The organism is Enterocloster bolteae (assembly GCF_002234575.2).
Taxonomy (GTDB): Bacteria; Bacillota; Clostridia; order Lachnospirales; family Lachnospiraceae; genus Enterocloster; species Enterocloster bolteae.
Genome location: NZ_CP022464.2, coordinates 5,855,136 through 5,872,065, shown reverse-complemented (window position 1 = coordinate 5,872,065; position 16,930 = coordinate 5,855,136). Strand labels below are relative to the sequence as shown.

General features: G+C 52.0%; 13 protein-coding genes. 11 read left to right on the top strand and 2 right to left on the bottom strand.

Features of this window, described 5'->3' with window-relative positions:
* Positions 1-73 precede the first annotated feature (73 nt).
* From CGC65_RS27220 to CGC65_RS27195, 6 genes are all read left to right on the top strand, one after another.
* On the top strand, positions 74-469 hold the full coding sequence (locus tag CGC65_RS27220) for a DUF6483 family protein (protein WP_002566726.1): 396 nt from the start codon (positions 74-76) through the stop codon (positions 467-469).
* A 73-nt stretch (positions 470-542) separates the two neighbouring features.
* Positions 543-2,540: a helicase-related protein gene (locus CGC65_RS27215; protein ID WP_002566725.1), complete on the top strand. Its 1,998-nt coding sequence runs from the start codon at positions 543-545 to the stop codon at positions 2,538-2,540.
* A 28-nt stretch (positions 2,541-2,568) separates the two neighbouring features.
* Positions 2,569-3,822 (top strand): uracil permease, encoded by a 1,254-nt coding sequence (uraA, locus tag CGC65_RS27210; protein WP_002566724.1) that lies wholly within the window; start codon positions 2,569-2,571, stop codon positions 3,820-3,822.
* A 519-nt stretch (positions 3,823-4,341) separates the two neighbouring features.
* Positions 4,342-6,207, top strand: coding sequence for an indolepyruvate ferredoxin oxidoreductase subunit alpha (iorA, locus tag CGC65_RS27205; protein WP_002566723.1), 1,866 nt, complete (start codon positions 4,342-4,344; stop codon positions 6,205-6,207).
* A gap of 54 nt (positions 6,208-6,261) precedes the next feature.
* Positions 6,262-6,855, top strand: a complete 594-nt coding sequence (locus CGC65_RS27200) for an indolepyruvate oxidoreductase subunit beta (protein WP_002566722.1) — start codon at positions 6,262-6,264, stop codon at positions 6,853-6,855.
* A gap of 16 nt (positions 6,856-6,871) precedes the next feature.
* Positions 6,872-8,104 (top strand): phenylacetate--CoA ligase family protein, encoded by a 1,233-nt coding sequence (locus CGC65_RS27195; RefSeq protein ID WP_002566721.1) that lies wholly within the window; start codon positions 6,872-6,874, stop codon positions 8,102-8,104.
* Positions 8,105-8,119: 15 nt separating this feature from the next.
* Here the strand turns inward: CGC65_RS27195 and CGC65_RS27190 are convergent, their stop codons facing one another.
* Entirely contained in the window at positions 8,120-8,359 is a 240-nt protein-coding gene (locus tag CGC65_RS27190) for a FeoA family protein (protein WP_007035675.1), read from the bottom strand.
* Between the two features lie 133 nt (positions 8,360-8,492).
* Between CGC65_RS27190 and CGC65_RS27185 the strand changes: the two genes are divergently transcribed.
* On the top strand, positions 8,493-8,861 hold the full coding sequence (locus tag CGC65_RS27185; protein WP_002566720.1) for a hypothetical protein: 369 nt from the start codon (positions 8,493-8,495) through the stop codon (positions 8,859-8,861).
* Positions 8,862-8,987: 126 nt separating this feature from the next.
* Here CGC65_RS27185 and CGC65_RS27180 read toward each other — a convergent pair whose 3' ends face one another.
* Positions 8,988-9,755 carry a DNA/RNA nuclease SfsA gene (locus CGC65_RS27180; RefSeq protein ID WP_002566719.1) on the bottom strand — a complete coding sequence of 256 codons (768 nt, stop codon included), beginning with the start codon at positions 9,753-9,755 and terminating at the stop codon, positions 8,988-8,990.
* A 204-nt stretch (positions 9,756-9,959) separates the two neighbouring features.
* Here CGC65_RS27180 and thrC point away from each other — a divergent pair, with 204 nt between their 5' ends.
* The 4 genes from thrC to CGC65_RS27160 all read left to right on the top strand — a co-directional run bounded on the left by thrC (position 9,960) and on the right by CGC65_RS27160 (position 16,922).
* Positions 9,960-11,456 (top strand): threonine synthase, encoded by a 1,497-nt coding sequence (gene thrC, locus CGC65_RS27175; protein WP_002566718.1) that lies wholly within the window; start codon positions 9,960-9,962, stop codon positions 11,454-11,456.
* Between the two features lie 90 nt (positions 11,457-11,546).
* Complete coding sequence (gene fba / locus CGC65_RS27170) at positions 11,547-12,410, top strand: class II fructose-1,6-bisphosphate aldolase (protein WP_002566717.1); 864 nt, start codon at positions 11,547-11,549, stop codon at positions 12,408-12,410.
* 311 nt (positions 12,411-12,721) lie between these two features.
* On the top strand, positions 12,722-14,836 hold the full coding sequence (locus CGC65_RS27165) for a glutamine synthetase III family protein (RefSeq protein ID WP_002572823.1): 2,115 nt from the start codon (positions 12,722-12,724) through the stop codon (positions 14,834-14,836).
* 214 nt (positions 14,837-15,050) lie between these two features.
* Positions 15,051-16,922: a phosphotransferase gene (locus CGC65_RS27160; RefSeq protein WP_002566715.1), complete on the top strand. Its 1,872-nt coding sequence runs from the start codon at positions 15,051-15,053 to the stop codon at positions 16,920-16,922.
* Positions 16,923-16,930 lie beyond the last annotated feature (8 nt).

Sequence of the window (16,930 nt, the reverse complement as noted above, 5' to 3'; positions counted from 1 at the left end):
GGAAAGGTTATCAACTATACTAAGTTTAAATGTGCAAAAAACAGAATCCACTAAATTCAGGAGATGAAATGACATGGGATATCAGGACGATTATGTTATGAGAACAATCAGCGATCTGGTGAGGGCGATTGCCAGGCTGGTTCTTGGAAAGAGCGATATTGATTATGACCTTCCCGAGGATGAGGACAAGTATACGGACCTTGACCGGGTATATAAGCGGCTTAAGGATCTGGTGGATGAGGGAAACATCAATGACGCGGAGAACCTTCTTACCGACGAGCTGGACACGGACAGCCTGGACTGTCTGGAGATGGCCCTCACGTTTTATATGTACCTCAACCAGCTGAAGGATGAGGAACTCTACACCGCCAATTACTCACGGGAGGAAATCGTGGATGGAATCAACAGCGTGTGTGCAGAATATGGTATATCGGGGTTTGAACATTTTGTAGATACAACCATGGTATAATGTGCTGCCAGATGGATATGGAAACATATGCGTCTGGCTGCTTTTACGAATATTTGGAAGAAAGAGGAAATCCATGGAGATAAAAAAGGAGTGCGAGCAGTATCTGGCGGAATATTACCAGGGCCTGTTCTTTGGGAATGTGAACAAACGCTACCGGGCCATGACAGGTGCCGAACTCAGGAAACGCATGAGCCGGTTGACCGAGGCCAACCTGAAGCCGCTGGTGAAGTCCAACGAACTCAGCGATGTCCACGCCATGCTGTCAAAGGTGTGCGCCTATCTCATGCGCAGGGAAGGACACCTGACAGGGCCTGCCCTGGAGCAGTGGGAGTCCGGCTGCCGTCAGATGAACGAATTCTGTGAAGCCCTTGCCAGAAAGGACCTGGAATATGTAAACGGCCTGTCCCTTGAGGATTTGGAGCAGGTGCTGAAGATGCAGGGCATCCGCCGTTATCTCCTCACTAATTCTCTGGAGAGGGCATACCAGCTGTTCTACATTCCGAAAACCATCAAGAAGGGGATCCTGGAGTCTGTGAAACAGAAGCCGGAGCAGGAATACCCAGGGGCCAGGGAGATGAAACGCAGGTTCATCCTTCATGTGGGCCCTACCAACAGCGGCAAGACCCACGACGCGCTGGAGCGTCTTAAGGAGTGCAGGCATGGAGCGTACTTCGGGCCGTTAAGACTGCTGGCCCTGGAGGTCTATGACAAGCTTAACACAGAGGGCCTGTCCTGTTCCATGGTCACAGGCGAGGAGACGCTGGAGGTGCCTGGAGCGGTCTGCCAGTCCTGTACCGTAGAGATGTTAAACGACCATGAATATTTCGATATCGTGGTGGTGGACGAGTGCCAGATGATAGCCGACCCCTACCGCGGACATAACTGGACCAGGGCAGTGCTGGGGCTTCGGGCAGAGGAAATCCACCTGTGCATGGCTCCCGAGGCAGAGGATATTGTGGTTCAGATGATTAAGCGGTGCGGCGACCAGTACAGGGTGGTGCGCCATAAGCGGAACACCCGGCTGACCATGGAGAAAAAGCCCTATAATCTGAAACAGGATTTAAAAAAGGGCGATGCCCTCATTGTGTTTTCCAAAAAATCAGTGCTGGCCCTGGCAGCCCACCTGGAGAACGAGGGAATCCACTGCAGCGTTATTTACGGAAGCCTGCCTCCCGCCACCAGGCGTGAACAGGTGCGCAGGTTCCTGGCCAGGGAGACAGAGGTGGTGGTCAGCACTGACGCCATCGGCATGGGGCTAAACCTGCCCATACGCAGAATCGTATTTGTGGAAACACGCAAATTTGACGGGGTAAATAAGCGTACCCTGAATCCGGAGGAGATAAAACAGATTGCCGGACGGGCCGGAAGATACGGTCTTTACGACGAGGGATTCGTGGCTGCCATCGACGAGCCGGAGGTCATCGAGGACGGTCTTTCCAGAATGCCCATGCCTATTATGAAGGCATATGTGGGATTCCCTGAGCAGCTTCTCAACCTTCCTGCTGAGATTGATACGCTGGTTAAGATATGGGCCGGCATGGACACGCCTTCCATTTATGAGAAGATGGAGGTGGACGAGCTGCTGGCGCTGTATATGAGTTTTGAGCATGTACACCGGGATGATATGGGGGAATACTCCCGGCAGGAAATTTATAAGCTCATCACCTGTTCCATTGACATAGACAATAAGATGGTCATGGACCTGTGGAAGGATTACTGCAGGGAATACCGTGACGTGACGGAACTGGAGTTTCCTTACAGCCCGGGAGAGGACCTGTATGATTTGGAGAGCTACTATAAGATGCTGGATCTTTATTTCCAGTTCTCCAGAAAGGTGGGGCTTCCTGTTCAGGCCGAGAACCTGGCCGAGGAGAGACGCAGCACAGAGGAGGAAATCAGCCGTATTTTAAGGACAGAATGTGCCAGCTACACCCGTAAATGTTCAGCCTGCGGGAAGGAGCTGTCATGGGATTATCCGTTCTCCATCTGCGAACGGTGTTTTGAGAGGGGTAAGATAAGCCGGGGACATAACCGCTCAGGGCGGAGGCGCGCGGCAGGAAACAGAGTATGAAACAAGTGGACAACAAAGGAGGAAAACAATGGAAAATCAACGCATCATTCAAGTAGAGGACAAGGTACCCTTTAACCTGTTGGTACCCCTCAGCATCCAGCACATGTTCGCCATGTTCGGCGCATCCATCCTGGTGCCGTTTATATTTGGCATAAACCCGGCTGTGGTGCTGTTTATGAACGGTGTGGGCACCCTGCTTTTTATCGGAGTGACAAAGGGAAAGGCTCCGGCCTATCTGGGATCCAGCTTTGCATTTCTGGCGCCGGCAGGCGTGGTCATCAGTAATTTCGGATATGAATATGCCCTGGGTGGATTCGTGGCAGTGGGGTTCTGCGGTTGTATCCTGGCCTTTATTGTATATAAATTCGGGACAGAATGGATTGAGGTGGTCCTTCCGCCGGCAGCCATGGGCCCGGTGGTGGCGCTCATAGGACTGGAGCTCTCCGGTTCAGCTGCCAGCAATGCAGGGCTTCTGGACGAGGTGCTGGACCCCAGAAAGACAATCGTGTTTGTTCTTACCCTGGGAACCGCTGTATTTGGTTCCATCCTGTTCAGAAAGTTCTTCTCGGTTATCCCTATCCTCATAGCGGTCATTGTGGGCTACGCGTCTGCCCTTGCCGCGGGTATCGTGGATTTTGCCGAGGTGGCAGCGGCTCCTGTTTTTGCCCTGCCTAATTTCAGCACGCCTAAGTTTAATCTGGAGGCTATCATGATTATCCTTCCGGTGCTCCTGGTCATCACCTCTGAGCACATCGGACACCAGGTGGTCACCAGCAAGATTGTGGGAAGGGATCTGTTAAAGGATCCGGGTCTTCACCGTTCCCTGTTCGGAGATAATTTTTCCACCATGATATCAGGACTGATAGGCTCTGTGCCCACCACCACCTATGGAGAGAATATCGGCGTCATGGCAATCACCCGTGTGTACAGCGTGCGCGTGATTGCGGGAGCGGCCGTGCTGTCCATTGTGTGCTCCTTTATCGGCAAGTTCTCCACTCTTATCAGCACCATACCCGGTCCTGTTATCGGCGGTATTTCCTTTCTGCTTTACGGTATGATTGGTACCTCAGGTCTGCGTATTCTGGTGGATTCCAGGGTGGATTACGGAAATTCCAGAAATCTGGCCCTTACCTCAGTCATATTTGTCACGGGTCTGTCGGGAATTGCCGTGAAGTTTGGAAATGTGCAGCTTACCGGTATGGTGCTGTCCTGCGTGGTAGGCATGATTTTAAGTCTGGTATTTTATGTTCTGGATTACTTTAAGCTTACCAATGATCAGTAGATTCAGGCTAAAAAATGTTTGACATCTGCGGGAAAACTTGTATAATATCTAGTAAGCTGAATCTTAAACAGCAGCCTGTCTGCTGGGGCATTCTGAGCCGTACTATACTCAGGATGGGGATTGAAATAAACCGTTGAAGCGGAGATCAAACCGTAGAGGGCGTTCACAGAGAGCAGGGGATGGTGGAATCCCTGTAACAGGCCGGCCGGCAAATGGACCGCTGAGGGAAAGGGGAAAGGCCGTCAGCTGACAGCTTACGCGCCAAGTATCCGGACCGCAGGCCTGCGTTAAGGGCAGAGCATGTACCGTACCGTTGTACCGCGCATGTTTGAGAGCGTATTAAAAAGTTAAGGTGGCATCACAGGCATTTTGGGATTCAGGCCTGTCCTTTCTTGAAAGGACAGGCCTTTTTGCGTATAATGATACCAAAACATAACAGAATGTATGGGATCAGAAGGGTCTAAAGCCTGTCTGAACGTATATCTGACAAACAAAACACGGTTGGGAAGGAGAAGGGGAATGTCCAAATCATTTTTAATGGGAAATGAGGCAATCGGCCTGGGCGCTGTCCGGGCAGGAGTTAAGGTGGTTTCCGGTTATCCAGGAACACCCTCGACGGAAGTACTGGAGACGGTGGCCAAGCATAATCCCGGAGATATCTATGTAGAGTGGTCTGTCAATGAAAAGGCAGGTATGGAGGTGGCGGCCGCGGCTGCATACACCGGAGCCAGGACCATGGTCACCATGAAGCAGGTAGGGCTGAATGTGGCCTCAGACCCTCTGATGAGCCTGGCTTATGTGGGGGTAAAGGGAGGCATGGTGGTAGTGGTGGCCGACGATCCGGGGCCCATATCTTCCCAGACAGAACAGGATACACGCAGGTTCGGCCAGTTTTCCAAGCTGCCGGTATTTGATCCCAGCTCTCCGGAAGAGGCATACGAGATGATTAAGGATGCCTTTGAATATTCTGAGAAATATCATACTCCTGTGTTGTTCCGCCCTACCACAAGGCTATGCCACGGATGCGCCAGCGTGGAGCTTAAGGAACGGGTCAAGCTTCCGGCGCCAGAGGGCTTTGTCAAGGATTCCGGCAAATGGGTCATTTTCCCCAGGCTGTCCCATGCAAACCACAGGATGATTGAGGCGCGCAATCCCATTATAGGGGAGGACTTTTCAAGCTACAGGTTCAACCTGCTGCATAGGGAAGAGGGAAACACGGTCAAGGGCATCATCACTCATGGCATCAGCTACGGGTTTGTCATGGAAGCCCTGAACGGATACAGAGGAGCAAGGGTGCTTAAGGTATCCACCCCCAATCCCATGCCTGAGCGTCTGCTTCTGGAATTCGCAGAAGGACTGGACCAGGTGATGGCTGTGGAGGAACTGGATCCGGTTCTGGAACAGGAGCTGCTTCTTCTTAGCGGCAGGCACCATCTGCCTCTGGAAGTAAAGGGCAAGCTTACAGGGGAAGTGCAGACCGCCGGTGAAAACTCCGTAGAGTCTGTCAGAAGGGTTCTGGAAGCGTATCTGGGAGAAGCCTATATCCGGTATCTGGAAGGACTGGAAGGCGGTGCAGCGGAGCCGGAAGCAGCCCTGCCGGTTCCGCCGCTGCCGGTGCGTCCGCCGGTACTCTGTGCCGGATGTCCCCACCGGGCATCCTTCTACGCGGTAAAGAGAGCCATGGAGAAGTTAAATGAAGGCCTGGGGGAGGGCGCGGCGCCCATAGAGGGAGTTTACTGCGGCGATATCGGCTGCTATACTCTGGGCAATGCAAAGCCTCTGGATATGGTGGACACCTGTCTGTGCATGGGCGCCGGGATTACCATGGCCCAGGGGCTGCAGCGGGTGGAGCCGGACAAACGGTATTTTTCCTTTGTGGGAGATTCCACCTTCTTTGCCTCCGGTCTCACAGGCATTGTCAATGCGGTATACAATGAGGCCAGCCTGACCCTGTGCATCCTGGACAACTCCACCACGGCCATGACAGGCCACCAGCCCCATCCGGGTACAGGCCGCACCATGATGGGAAATGTAGTGGAGAAAGTGGACATTACAAAGGTGCTGGAGGGCATTGGCGTAAAGAATACCGTTACAGTGGACGCGCTGGATTTAAATGCGTGTGTGGACGCCGTGCTTAAGCTGTCCGCCATGAAGGGCGTGAAAGCCATTATTTTCAAGTCCCCCTGTGCGGCTATCATAAAAAGCTTCCGGACGTGCAGGATTGCGGAGGACAGATGTGTGAACTGCCGGACCTGCATCAATGAGATTGGCTGTCCCGCATTGGTGCTGGACGGGGATATGGTGGGCATAGACAGCGGCCTGTGCACCGGATGCGGCCTGTGCAGCCAGATCTGTTCCGTAGACGCCATTGAAACGGTTAAATAGTCCTGCTTCAGACGGACAGGACAGGGAAGATGCTTGGAGAGCGAGGTATATAAGATGACAAAAAATGTATTGCTGTGCGGAGTGGGCGGTCAGGGCACTGTCCTGGCATCCCGTCTCATAGCCCTGGCGGCCATGGAGAAGGGAATGGAGGCCAGGGGAGCTGAAACCATCGGCATGGCCCAGAGGGGCGGAAGCGTGGTGAGTCATGTGCGTATCGGTGAGGAGATATATTCTCCGCTGATACCCCACGGCGGGGCAGACGTGATCATCGGCTTTGAACCGGCAGAGGCTGTCCGGTGCCTGCCTTACCTGAAAAAGGGCGGCTGTGTGGTGGTATCCCCGGCCCCCATACGGCCGGTGACCGCTTCCCTGACAGGAGGTGCCTACACGGGCCGGGAGATGATGGAATACCTGGAACATGCCGGGGAGAACCTGGTGGTGGTGGATGCAGCGTCCATTGGCATGGAGTGCGGTTCCCCGAAGGTGATGAATGTGGCCCTGCTGGGAGCGGCCATTGCCAGCGGACTGATAGGAATTTCCCTGGAGGAGATGGAGGCAGCCATTGAAAAAAGAGTGCCGGAAAAGTTTAAGGACATGAATATGAAGGCCCTGAAGCTGGGCGCGGCAGCCAGCGCCATGATAAGATAAACGGAGGATTAACCAGATGAAGATGAAAGAATCCCAGTTCCTTCTCATTAAGGAACAGCTCAAGAAACTGACAGCCAAGGAGTGCTTTTACAAGCATAAGCTGGAAGGCGTCAATGTGAATCAGATACAGTCCCAGGAGGATTTCGAGAAGCTCCCTTTTACCTGGAAGGGTGATTTGAGGGAAGCCTATCCTTTGGGCCTGATGGCTGCTCCGGAAGAGAAAATCGTGCGTATTCATTCTTCCTCAGGCACCACCGGAACACCGGTCATCATTCCCTATACCCAGAAGGATGTGGATGACTGGGCTCTGATGTTTGCGCGCTGCTATGAGATGGCGGGCATCACAAACCTGGACCGTATCCAGATTACGCCGGGATATGGTCTGTGGACAGCCGGAATCGGTTTCCAGCTGGGAGCGGAGCGTCTGGGCGCGATGACCGTTCCCATGGGACCCGGCAACACGGATAAGCAGCTGCGCATGATGATGGATATGAAGTCCACGGTCCTGTGCGCCACGTCCTCCTATGCTCTTTTGCTGGCGGAGGAGATTGCCAAGAGAGGCATTGGAGAGCGCATCCATCTGAAAAAGGGTGTTATCGGTTCCGAGCGCTGGGGCGAGAAGATGAGGAACAGGATAGCGGCTGAGCTGGGAGTGGATCTGTTCGACATTTACGGCCTTACGGAGGTGTACGGGCCGGGAATTGCCATTAACTGCGAGAAACAGGGAGCCATGCACTACTGGGATGACTACATATACATCGAGATTGTGGACCCCAGGACAGGTGAGGTGCTGCCTGACGGCGAGGTGGGAGAAATTGTCATCACTACCCTGAAAAAGGAAGGTGCTCCCCTTATTCGCTACCGCACTCACGACCTGTCCAGAATCGTGCCGGGAGACTGTCCCTGCGGTTCGCCTTATCCCAGAATCGGCACCCTCATTGGGCGTACCGACGATATGGTCAAGGTAAAGGGCGTGAACATATTCCCAAGCCAGATAGAGGAACTTTTAAGCTCCATAGAAGGTGCCTCCAGCGAATACCAGGTCATGGTGGACCACCTGATGGGCAAGGATGTGCTGACCTTATTTGTGGAGACAAATCCATCCATTAACAAATACGCCCTGGAAATCGAAATCCAGAATCAGTTTAAGGGGCGGATTGGCCTGACTCCTGTGGTGAAGCTGGTGGAGCTGGGCGAGCTTCCAAGAAGCGAGAAGAAGTCTACCCGTGTATTTGACAACCGGTATTAAGGCAGTCATGGAGGTTTAAACTGGCTGCAAAGGCCGCACCAGCACTTCCCTGGCATTTTGGGGCCTGAGGGCGATGACCGTGTCCTGTATCTGGTAGGCGGACATGCGGCCGCGCCTCCCCTTCAGAATACAGGTCACCAGTGCCGGGGCTGTAAAACCCAGCTCTTCCAGCCGCAGCGACATAGGCGGTTCGCTGATAACCCAGACGATTTCGGCCCGTTCTCCCGGTTTCAGTTCATGTAGCGGATAGACCATAGTGAATCACCGTTCAGGTTTGTTATGATATTATATGCAGAGTACGTATCAGTGGGAATAAAAGGAGGGTTGTCACACTTTTGGCCCAGCCCCGTATAATAAAGTACAACCTAGATGAAAGGAGATTAACACTATGAATTATAATAATTGTAATGGTTGGAATGAATATGCAGGAACTTATGAGGGAGCTTATTATGCAGGGGATGCAGCGTTTGCCAGAACGGCCGCTGCAGGCGGAAACTGCGGAAGTACTGCGGCCGCAGCCGCAGCAGGCACTGCCGGGTCATGCGGCGGAACAGGCCGGACCTGCGATTTATACTGGCAGGGCTATATGGCAGGGTTCTATGCCAACAACAGATGTAATCAGTCGGCTGAGGCAAGGACGGCTGCCCAGGCAGCAGACCGGACCGCTGCGGCTTCAAACTGCCGCTGCTCCTGCAATAACTGCAATAATTGCGGTAATTGGAACAATTGCGGCAACTGCGGCAACTGCCGCTCTTAAAAACTGCCGCTCTTAAAATACCTGAAGTTTGGGGATTATATTATTCAATATGAATGCTGAAACGGCCAGGGCTTCCCAAAGGGAGGCCCTGGCCCGGAGCGTTAAAAGGGTATATTGCGGCATGTTCTAATCCAGAATGACCTTTACCGGTGAATCCACAATCATGGTATCGGGTGTTACGAGACAGTCATATGCCAGCACATGGACGCCGGCTTCACGGGCCTGCCTGAGCGCGTCCCCAAAGGCCGGATGGGTCATGTCATTGGGGGTAAAGCCACGGATGCCCTTCATCTGGATGACAAACAGGACATAAGCCTCATAACCTTCCTCATGGGCCCTTATAAGGCCCTTTAAGTGTTTGATGCCCCGTTCCGTGGGCGCGTCAGGAAACATGGCCACACCGTTTTCCTCCAGGGTTACGCCTTTGACTTCCATAAAGGCCGGGGACACTGCCTTTGTATCCCGGTCTCTCAGGGAGAATGCCAGGTCAAACCGTGAGTCGCCGTGGGTGACCTCCCGCCGTATGTCACAGGGCACATAAGGTCCAAGAGGGGAAAAGGGGGAGCCGGCTTTTTCCGTACAGCCGCAGCTGTCCATGCTGCCGTCCAGTGAGGTCAGCCACTCCCATGCAGCCTTGTTGGGGGCCTGGGAGTCCATATTGATGAATAGATCATTTTTATATACGCCAATCAGGTCATACTCGGTCTTTCTTCCGGAAACAGCTGCGTCCGGATGGAATTCCAGTATAACCGCGGCTCCGGGAATCAGAAGCTCCCGGCACCGGCCGGTGTTTTTTACATGGCATACCACTGTTCTGTTCCCTGTCTTTACATGGGCGATAAAGCGGTTGGGCCGGCTTACAAAGGTTCCGGCAACTATGTGTTCATAGGTCATGATAATGTTCCTCCCGGGCTTATTGGGCCTGTACGGATACCGCGGCTGATGAGGCCCGGCCGGTATGGGGACAGGCTGTATCAGTATACCAGATAAAGGGCGGAAAAGGAAGGTATCCGTGTTTGCAGTTGCGTCTGTCCGGGAAATATGTTAATATTTTGGTAACATTACTAATTGAGAATTTCAAAAGCGAGGAAAAAGAGTATGGGATTAACCTATCAGAGTACAAGAGGCGGTGAAAAGGAAGTGACAGCTTCCATGGCCATCTTACAGGGCCTTGCAAAGGACGGCGGCCTGTTCATGCCGTCCTGTATTCCGCAGCTGGATGTGCCCCTTGAAAAGCTGGCGTCCATGACATACCAGGAAACAGCGTATGAGGTCATGAAGCTGTTCCTGACAGATTATACGGAAAAGGAACTTAAGGACTGTATCGCCAGGGCCTATGACAGCAAGTTTGATACAGAGGAGATAGCGCCTCTGGCAAAGGCTGACGGGGCATATTATCTTGAACTGTACCATGGAAGCACCATAGCATTCAAGGACATGGCTCTGTCCATCCTGCCGCACCTTATGACGACAGCGGCCAGGAAGAACCATGTGGACCGGGAAATCGTCATTCTCACGGCCACATCCGGGGATACGGGCAAGGCGGCCATGGCCGGATTTGCAGATGTGCCCGGCACACGGATCATTGTATTCTATCCCAAGGACGGAGTCAGCAAGGTCCAGGAGCTTCAGATGCGCACCCAGAAAGGGGACAACACCTCTGTGGTGGCAATCCACGGCAATTTTGATGACGCTCAGACCGGCGTGAAGAAAATGTTCGGGGACAAGGACCTGGAAGCAGAGCTTATGGGAAAGGGGTTCCAGTTTTCCTCGGCAAATTCCATTAACATTGGCCGTCTGGTTCCTCAGATTGTATACTATGTATATGCTTATGCCAAACTGTTAGAAGCAGGAGAGATAGAGAAGGGCGAGAATATCAATGTGGTGGTGCCCACAGGTAATTTCGGCAATATCCTGGCAGCCTATTTTGCCAAGCGCATGGGGCTTCCTGTAAAGACTCTGGTATGCGCCTCCAATGACAATAAAGTCTTGTATGACTTTTTTACCACAGGAATTTATGACAGGAAAAGAGAGTTTATCCTCACCAATTCACCGTCCATGGATATCCTTATATCCAGCAACCTGGAGCGCCTCATCTACATGAGTACAGGATGTGACGCCCTTGCAAGCGGAAACCTGATGCGGGGGCTTTCCCAGGAGGGAAGATATGAGGTTACGCCTGAAATGCGCGCCTTCATGTCTGATTTTGTGGGAGGTTTTGCCACCCAGGAGCAGAACGCTGCCACCATCAAAAAACTGTTTGATGATACGGGCTATCTCATTGACACCCATACAGGCGTTGCGGCTTCTGTATATGGAAATTACAGAAAGGAAAGCGGGGATGACACAAAGACAGTCATAGCGTCCACTGCCAGTCCGTATAAATTCTCCCACAGTGTCATGGAAGCCATTGCAGGCAGAGAAGGACTGGAGGGCAAGGATGAATTTGAAATTGTGGATGCGTTAAGCGCCCTGTCCGGCGTCGCTGTTCCCCAGGCTGTGGAGGAAATCCGCCATGCAGCCGTCCGCCATAACAGGGAATGCGGCGTGGATGATATGAAGAACGAGGTAAAGGACATCCTGGGTATCAGCTGATTTAATGAAAAACATCTTCCTTTTTGTTCGCGTATGCGATATAATGGGTGAGATAGTTAATAAAATAACAAAGTTATAAGGAGGTATAATATGTTAGTTTCAGCAAAAGACATGCTTGAAAAAGCAAGGGAAGGCAAGTACGCAGTTGGCCAGTTTAACATCAACAACCTGGAGTGGACCAAGTCCGTACTGCTGACAGCAGAAGAACTGAAATCTCCGGTTATCCTGGGCGTATCCGAGGGCGCAGGAAAGTATATGACAGGATTTAAGACAGTTGCTGCCATGGTTGAGGCCATGATGGAAGAACTGAACATCACGGTTCCGGTTGCCCTGCATCTGGACCATGGTACTTACGATGGCTGCTATAAATGTATCAAAGCAGGATTTTCCTCCATCATGTTTGATGGTTCCCACTATCCAATCGAAGAGAACATCGAGAAGACAAAGGAGCTGGTTAAGGTAGCACATGCCATGGGTCTGTCCCTGGAGGCAGAGGTTGGCTCCATCGGCGGTGAGGAAGACGGCGTGGTAGGCTTAGGCGAGTGCGCTGATCCTCAGGAGTGCAAGGCCATCGCTGATCTGGGAATTGACTTCCTGGCAGCCGGTATCGGCAATATCCACGGCAAATATCCTGAGAACTGGCCGGGCCTGCGCTTCGATGTACTGGAGCAGGTAAAGGCAGCCGTAGGCGACATGCCTCTGGTTCTTCACGGCGGTACAGGTATCCCTGAGGATATGATTAAAAAGGCTATCAGCCTGGGCGTTGCAAAAATCAATGTAAACACAGAGTGCCAGCTGTCCTTCGCAGCAGCCACCAGGGAATACATCGAGGCAGGCAAGGACCTGAAGGGCAAGGGTTTTGACCCAAGAAAGCTTCTGGCTCCGGGCGCTGATGCTATCCGGGCAACTGTTAAGGAAAAGATGGAGCTGTTCGGTTCCGTCGGCAAGGCCTAATATATGATGTACCGGCTGATTTATAACCTACATCACTATAACGGATGCCAGTTATTAATGCAGCTTCATAATCCTTATTAGAATAAAAATGCATATTTATTTAAAAACCACTTGCAATTTCAGTGGAAATGGTTTATTTTAATAAAGAACAAAGGTGTTCTCTCTCAGAGGGGGAACACCTTTTTATTATATATCCGCGCGGACTTAATATAATTACGTGAGAAGAGATGTATGACCCGGGAGAACTGTGACCTGAGGATTTGGGAAACGATTTTGGAAAAGGAAGATAAAAAGAGAGGATGGATAATTCTATGAGCGATGTATTGAATGTATCGGAGATGTTCGGTAAAAATGTATTCAATGACGCGGTGATGAGGGACCGTCTGCCAAAGAGTGTGTACAAGAAGCTGAAGAAAACCATTGAAGACGGGGCAGAGCTGGACCCCAGTATTGCGGATGTGGTTGCCCATGCCATGAAGGACTGGGCAATTGAGAGGGGAGCCACCCACTATACCCACTGGTTCCAGCCGCTGACAGGCGTGACTGCAGAGAAGCATGATTCCTTTATCTCTGCTCCCTCCGACGGTAAGGTAATCATGGAATTCTCCGGCAAGGAGCTGATCAAGGGTGAGCCGGACGCATCCTCATTTCCATCCGGCGGCCTTCGCGCTACCTTTGAAGCCAGGGGATATACGGTTTGGGACTGTACCTCACCGGCCTTTTTGCGGGAAGACGCCATCGGCGTGACACTGTGCATCCCCACTTCCTTTTGTTCCTATAAGGGAGAGGCGCTGGACAAAAAGACCCCGCTGCTGCGTTCCATGCAGGCTGTCAATGAGCAGGCATTAAGGATACTGCGCTTATTCGGCAACACCACAGCCAAGCGGGTCGCACCGTCCGTGGGCGCGGAGCAGGAATATTTTCTGGTAGACAGAGAAAAATATCTGCAGCGCAAGGACCTGATTTACACCGGACGCACCTTATTCGGCGCAATGCCTCCCAAGGGCCAGGAGCTGGAGGACCATTACTTCGGCGCCATCCGTGAGAGAATCGGTTCTTACATGAATGATGTAAATAAAGAGCTGTGGAAATTAGGCGTTCCTGCCAAGACACAGCACAATGAGGTGGCTCCTGCCCAGCATGAGCTTGCTCCCATCTACGAGGGTGTGAACCAGGCCGTTGACCACAACCAGATTGTGATGGAGACCCTTAAGAAGGTGGCCGGACGCCACGGCATGGCCTGCCTTCTCCATGAGAAGCCCTTTGCAGGCGTCAATGGTTCCGGTAAGCACGACAACTGGTCACTGACCGGGGATGACGGCACCAATCTCCTGAACCCCGGCGACACGCCCCACGAAAACATCCAGTTCCTTCTGGTACTGGCATGTATCATCAAGGCCGTGGATATCCATGCAGACCTTCTTCGGGAATCCGCCTCCGATGTGGGAAATGACCACAGACTGGGAGCCAACGAGGCGCCGCCCGCCATCATATCCATCTTCCTGGGAGAGCAGCTGGAGGATGTAATCGACCAGCTGTGCAGCACCGGCGAAGCCACCCACTCCAAACAGGGCGGTACCTTAAAGACCGGCGTAGACATTCTTCCGGACCTGGATAAGGATGCCACGGACAGGAACCGTACATCACCCTTTGCCTTTACAGGCAATAAATTTGAGTTCCGCATGGTGGGGTCCTCGGATTCCATCGCCTCCCCCAATACTGTGCTGAACACCATTGTGGCCGAGGCCTTTAAGGAAGCAGCAGACATGCTGGAAAAGGCAGAGGACTTTGATATGGCTGTACATGATTTCATCAAGGAGACCCTGGCTGCCCATAAGAGAATTATTTTTAACGGAAATGGCTATTCAGACGAGTGGGTGGCTGAGGCTGAGAGGAGAGGACTTCCAAACATCCGCTCCATGGTGGATGCCATCCCGGCCCTGACAACGGATAAGGCGGTGAAACTGTTTGAGGCGTTCGGGGTATTCACAAGAGCTGAGCTGGAATCCAGGTCTGAGGTGGAATATGAGAACTATTCCAAAGCCATTAACATTGAGGCCAGGACCATGTATGACATGGCCAGCAAGTCTATTATACCGGCAGTTATCAAGTATACCACACAGCTGGCTTCCTCCATCGCAGCCGTGAAGGGCGTATGCCAGGAAGCCGATGTAAGCACCCAGACAGAGCTGCTGATAGAGACTTCAAAGCTGCTGGCAGAGATAAAGACAGCCCTTGCCCGCCTTTTGGAGGTGACAGAAAAGGCTGCCGCCGCTGAGGGCGGTAAGGTTCAGGCACTCGTCTACCACAGCCAGGTGGTGCCGGCCATGGAAGCACTCAGAGCACCTGTGGACCAGCTGGAGATGATTGTGGATAAGGAACTGTGGCCAATGCCCAGTTATGGGGATTTGATATTTGAAGTGTAAGTTTATGGATAGGAAAGCCAGGTTCCGGAAAATCGTTCCGAGCCTGGCTTTTTAGAGTTATGATTTCAAAATTGGAATATTTTCTTCCATATTTTGAACGCTGTGATGCTGCTTTTTATACTTGCTTTTTTTAACGGGTATGATATAATGTTCATATATTTTTGAAAAGCGATAGATTTGAACACAAAACAGGCAGGGAAGCGAGGATTACACAATGGACAGACATGGACTTGTATGCAGGGCAGTACTGGAGCAGCCGGATATTACCCAGAGAGAGCTGGCCGGAAAGCTGGATGTCTCCCTGGGCACGGCCAATGGTTTGATTAAGGAATGTCTGGCAAAGGGATATATAGGAGAGGAAAGCAGCCAAAAGGGCAAGGCCCGATGGAGGCTTATGCCGGATGGCCAGAAGCTGTTAGACCAATATAAGGTGGACGGCGCCCTTATTATTGCAGCGGGCTTCGGTTCACGTTTTGTCCCCCTGACCTTTGAGACGCCCAAGGGGCTTCTGGAGGTCTTTGGGGAGCGCATGATTGAACGTCAGATTAAGCAGCTTCACGAAGTGGGCATAAGGAATATAACCATAGCAGTGGGATATCTGAAGGAGAAGTTTGAATACCTTATTGATAAATACGGCGTGGAGCTTCTGTACAATCCTGAGTATACCAGCAAAAACACCCTGACCACCATTTACCGGGCCAGGAAGGTGCTGGAGGGGCGCAATATGTACGTCCTGTCATCGGATAACTGGATGCGGGAGAATATGTATCATTCCTATGAATGCGGGGCCTGGTACAGCTCTGCCTTTCAGAAGGGAGAGACCAGGGAATGGTGCCTTTATTTCAATAAAAAGGGGAGGATCACCGGCGTAAAAGTAGGCGGTCGGGACCAGTGGGTCATGTATGGTCCGGCTTATTTTTCCCGGGAATTTTCCCGGCAGTTCCTTCCGGTGCTGGAAGCTTACTATAAGACGCCGGGGACAGAGCAGTTTTACTGGGAACAGGTCTATGTGGACATGCTGGAGGGAGAGGCCAGACGGCGGCTTGAGGAGGAAGGCGGCGGACTGCTGGAAGCAGCCCAGGAAGCTGGCGGCCTGGCGGCCTCCCGGTGGGATGAAATAGAGATGGATGTGAACCGTCAGCCGGATGATCAGGTATATGAATTTGAGAACCTGGAGGAGCTGCGCCTGTTTGACCCCCGCTATCAGAATCATTCTGACAATGCGGCCATGAAGCTGGTCGCAGAGGTATTCAAGGTACCGGAATCCAGCATTAAGGATATCCGCTGCCTGAAAGCAGGCATGACCAACAAGTCCTTTCTGTTTAAGGTGGAGGACCGCCACTGCATCTGCCGCATACCGGGTCCGGGAACAGAACTTCTGATTAACAGGGAACAGGAAAAAACAGTCTACGATGCCGTTGCCTCACTGGAAATCACCGAGCATGTGCTGTACATGAATGAAAAGACCGGGTATAAGATAGCAGATTACTATGAAGGTACCAGAAATGCGGATTCCGCAGATTGGGCCGATATGGAGAAATGCATGTCCATGGTGCGCCGCCTTCACCAGTCAGGCATCACGGTGGCCCATTCCTTTGATATCCGGGAGAGGATCAGCTTTTACGAAAAGCTGTGCAGGAGCCACGGCGCCCTTTTGTTTGAGGATTACGAGGAAGTAAAGGGGTGGATGGACTGGCTTATGGATACCCTTGACTCAATGGAACGCCCAAAATGCCTGTGTCATATTGATGCAAATGTGGATAACTTTCTCTTTTTTGAGGACGGCAGTGTAAAACTTCTGGATTGGGAGTATGCCGGCATGTGCGATCCGGTGATGGATGTGTCCATGTGCGCTATTTATTCCTATTACAAGGAAGAGGACATGGAGCGGCTTTTCAGGCTTTATCTCAGGCGGGAGCCCTCGGAAGATGAACTGTTTGCGCTCTATGCCAATGCTGCCCTGGGCGGATTCCTGTGGTGCCTGTGGGCTGTATATAAAAGTATTCTGGGAGATGAGTTCGGAGAATACACCATCATCATGTACCGGTATGCAAAAAAATATTATAGGAAATTACGGAAATTGTAATAAATTTG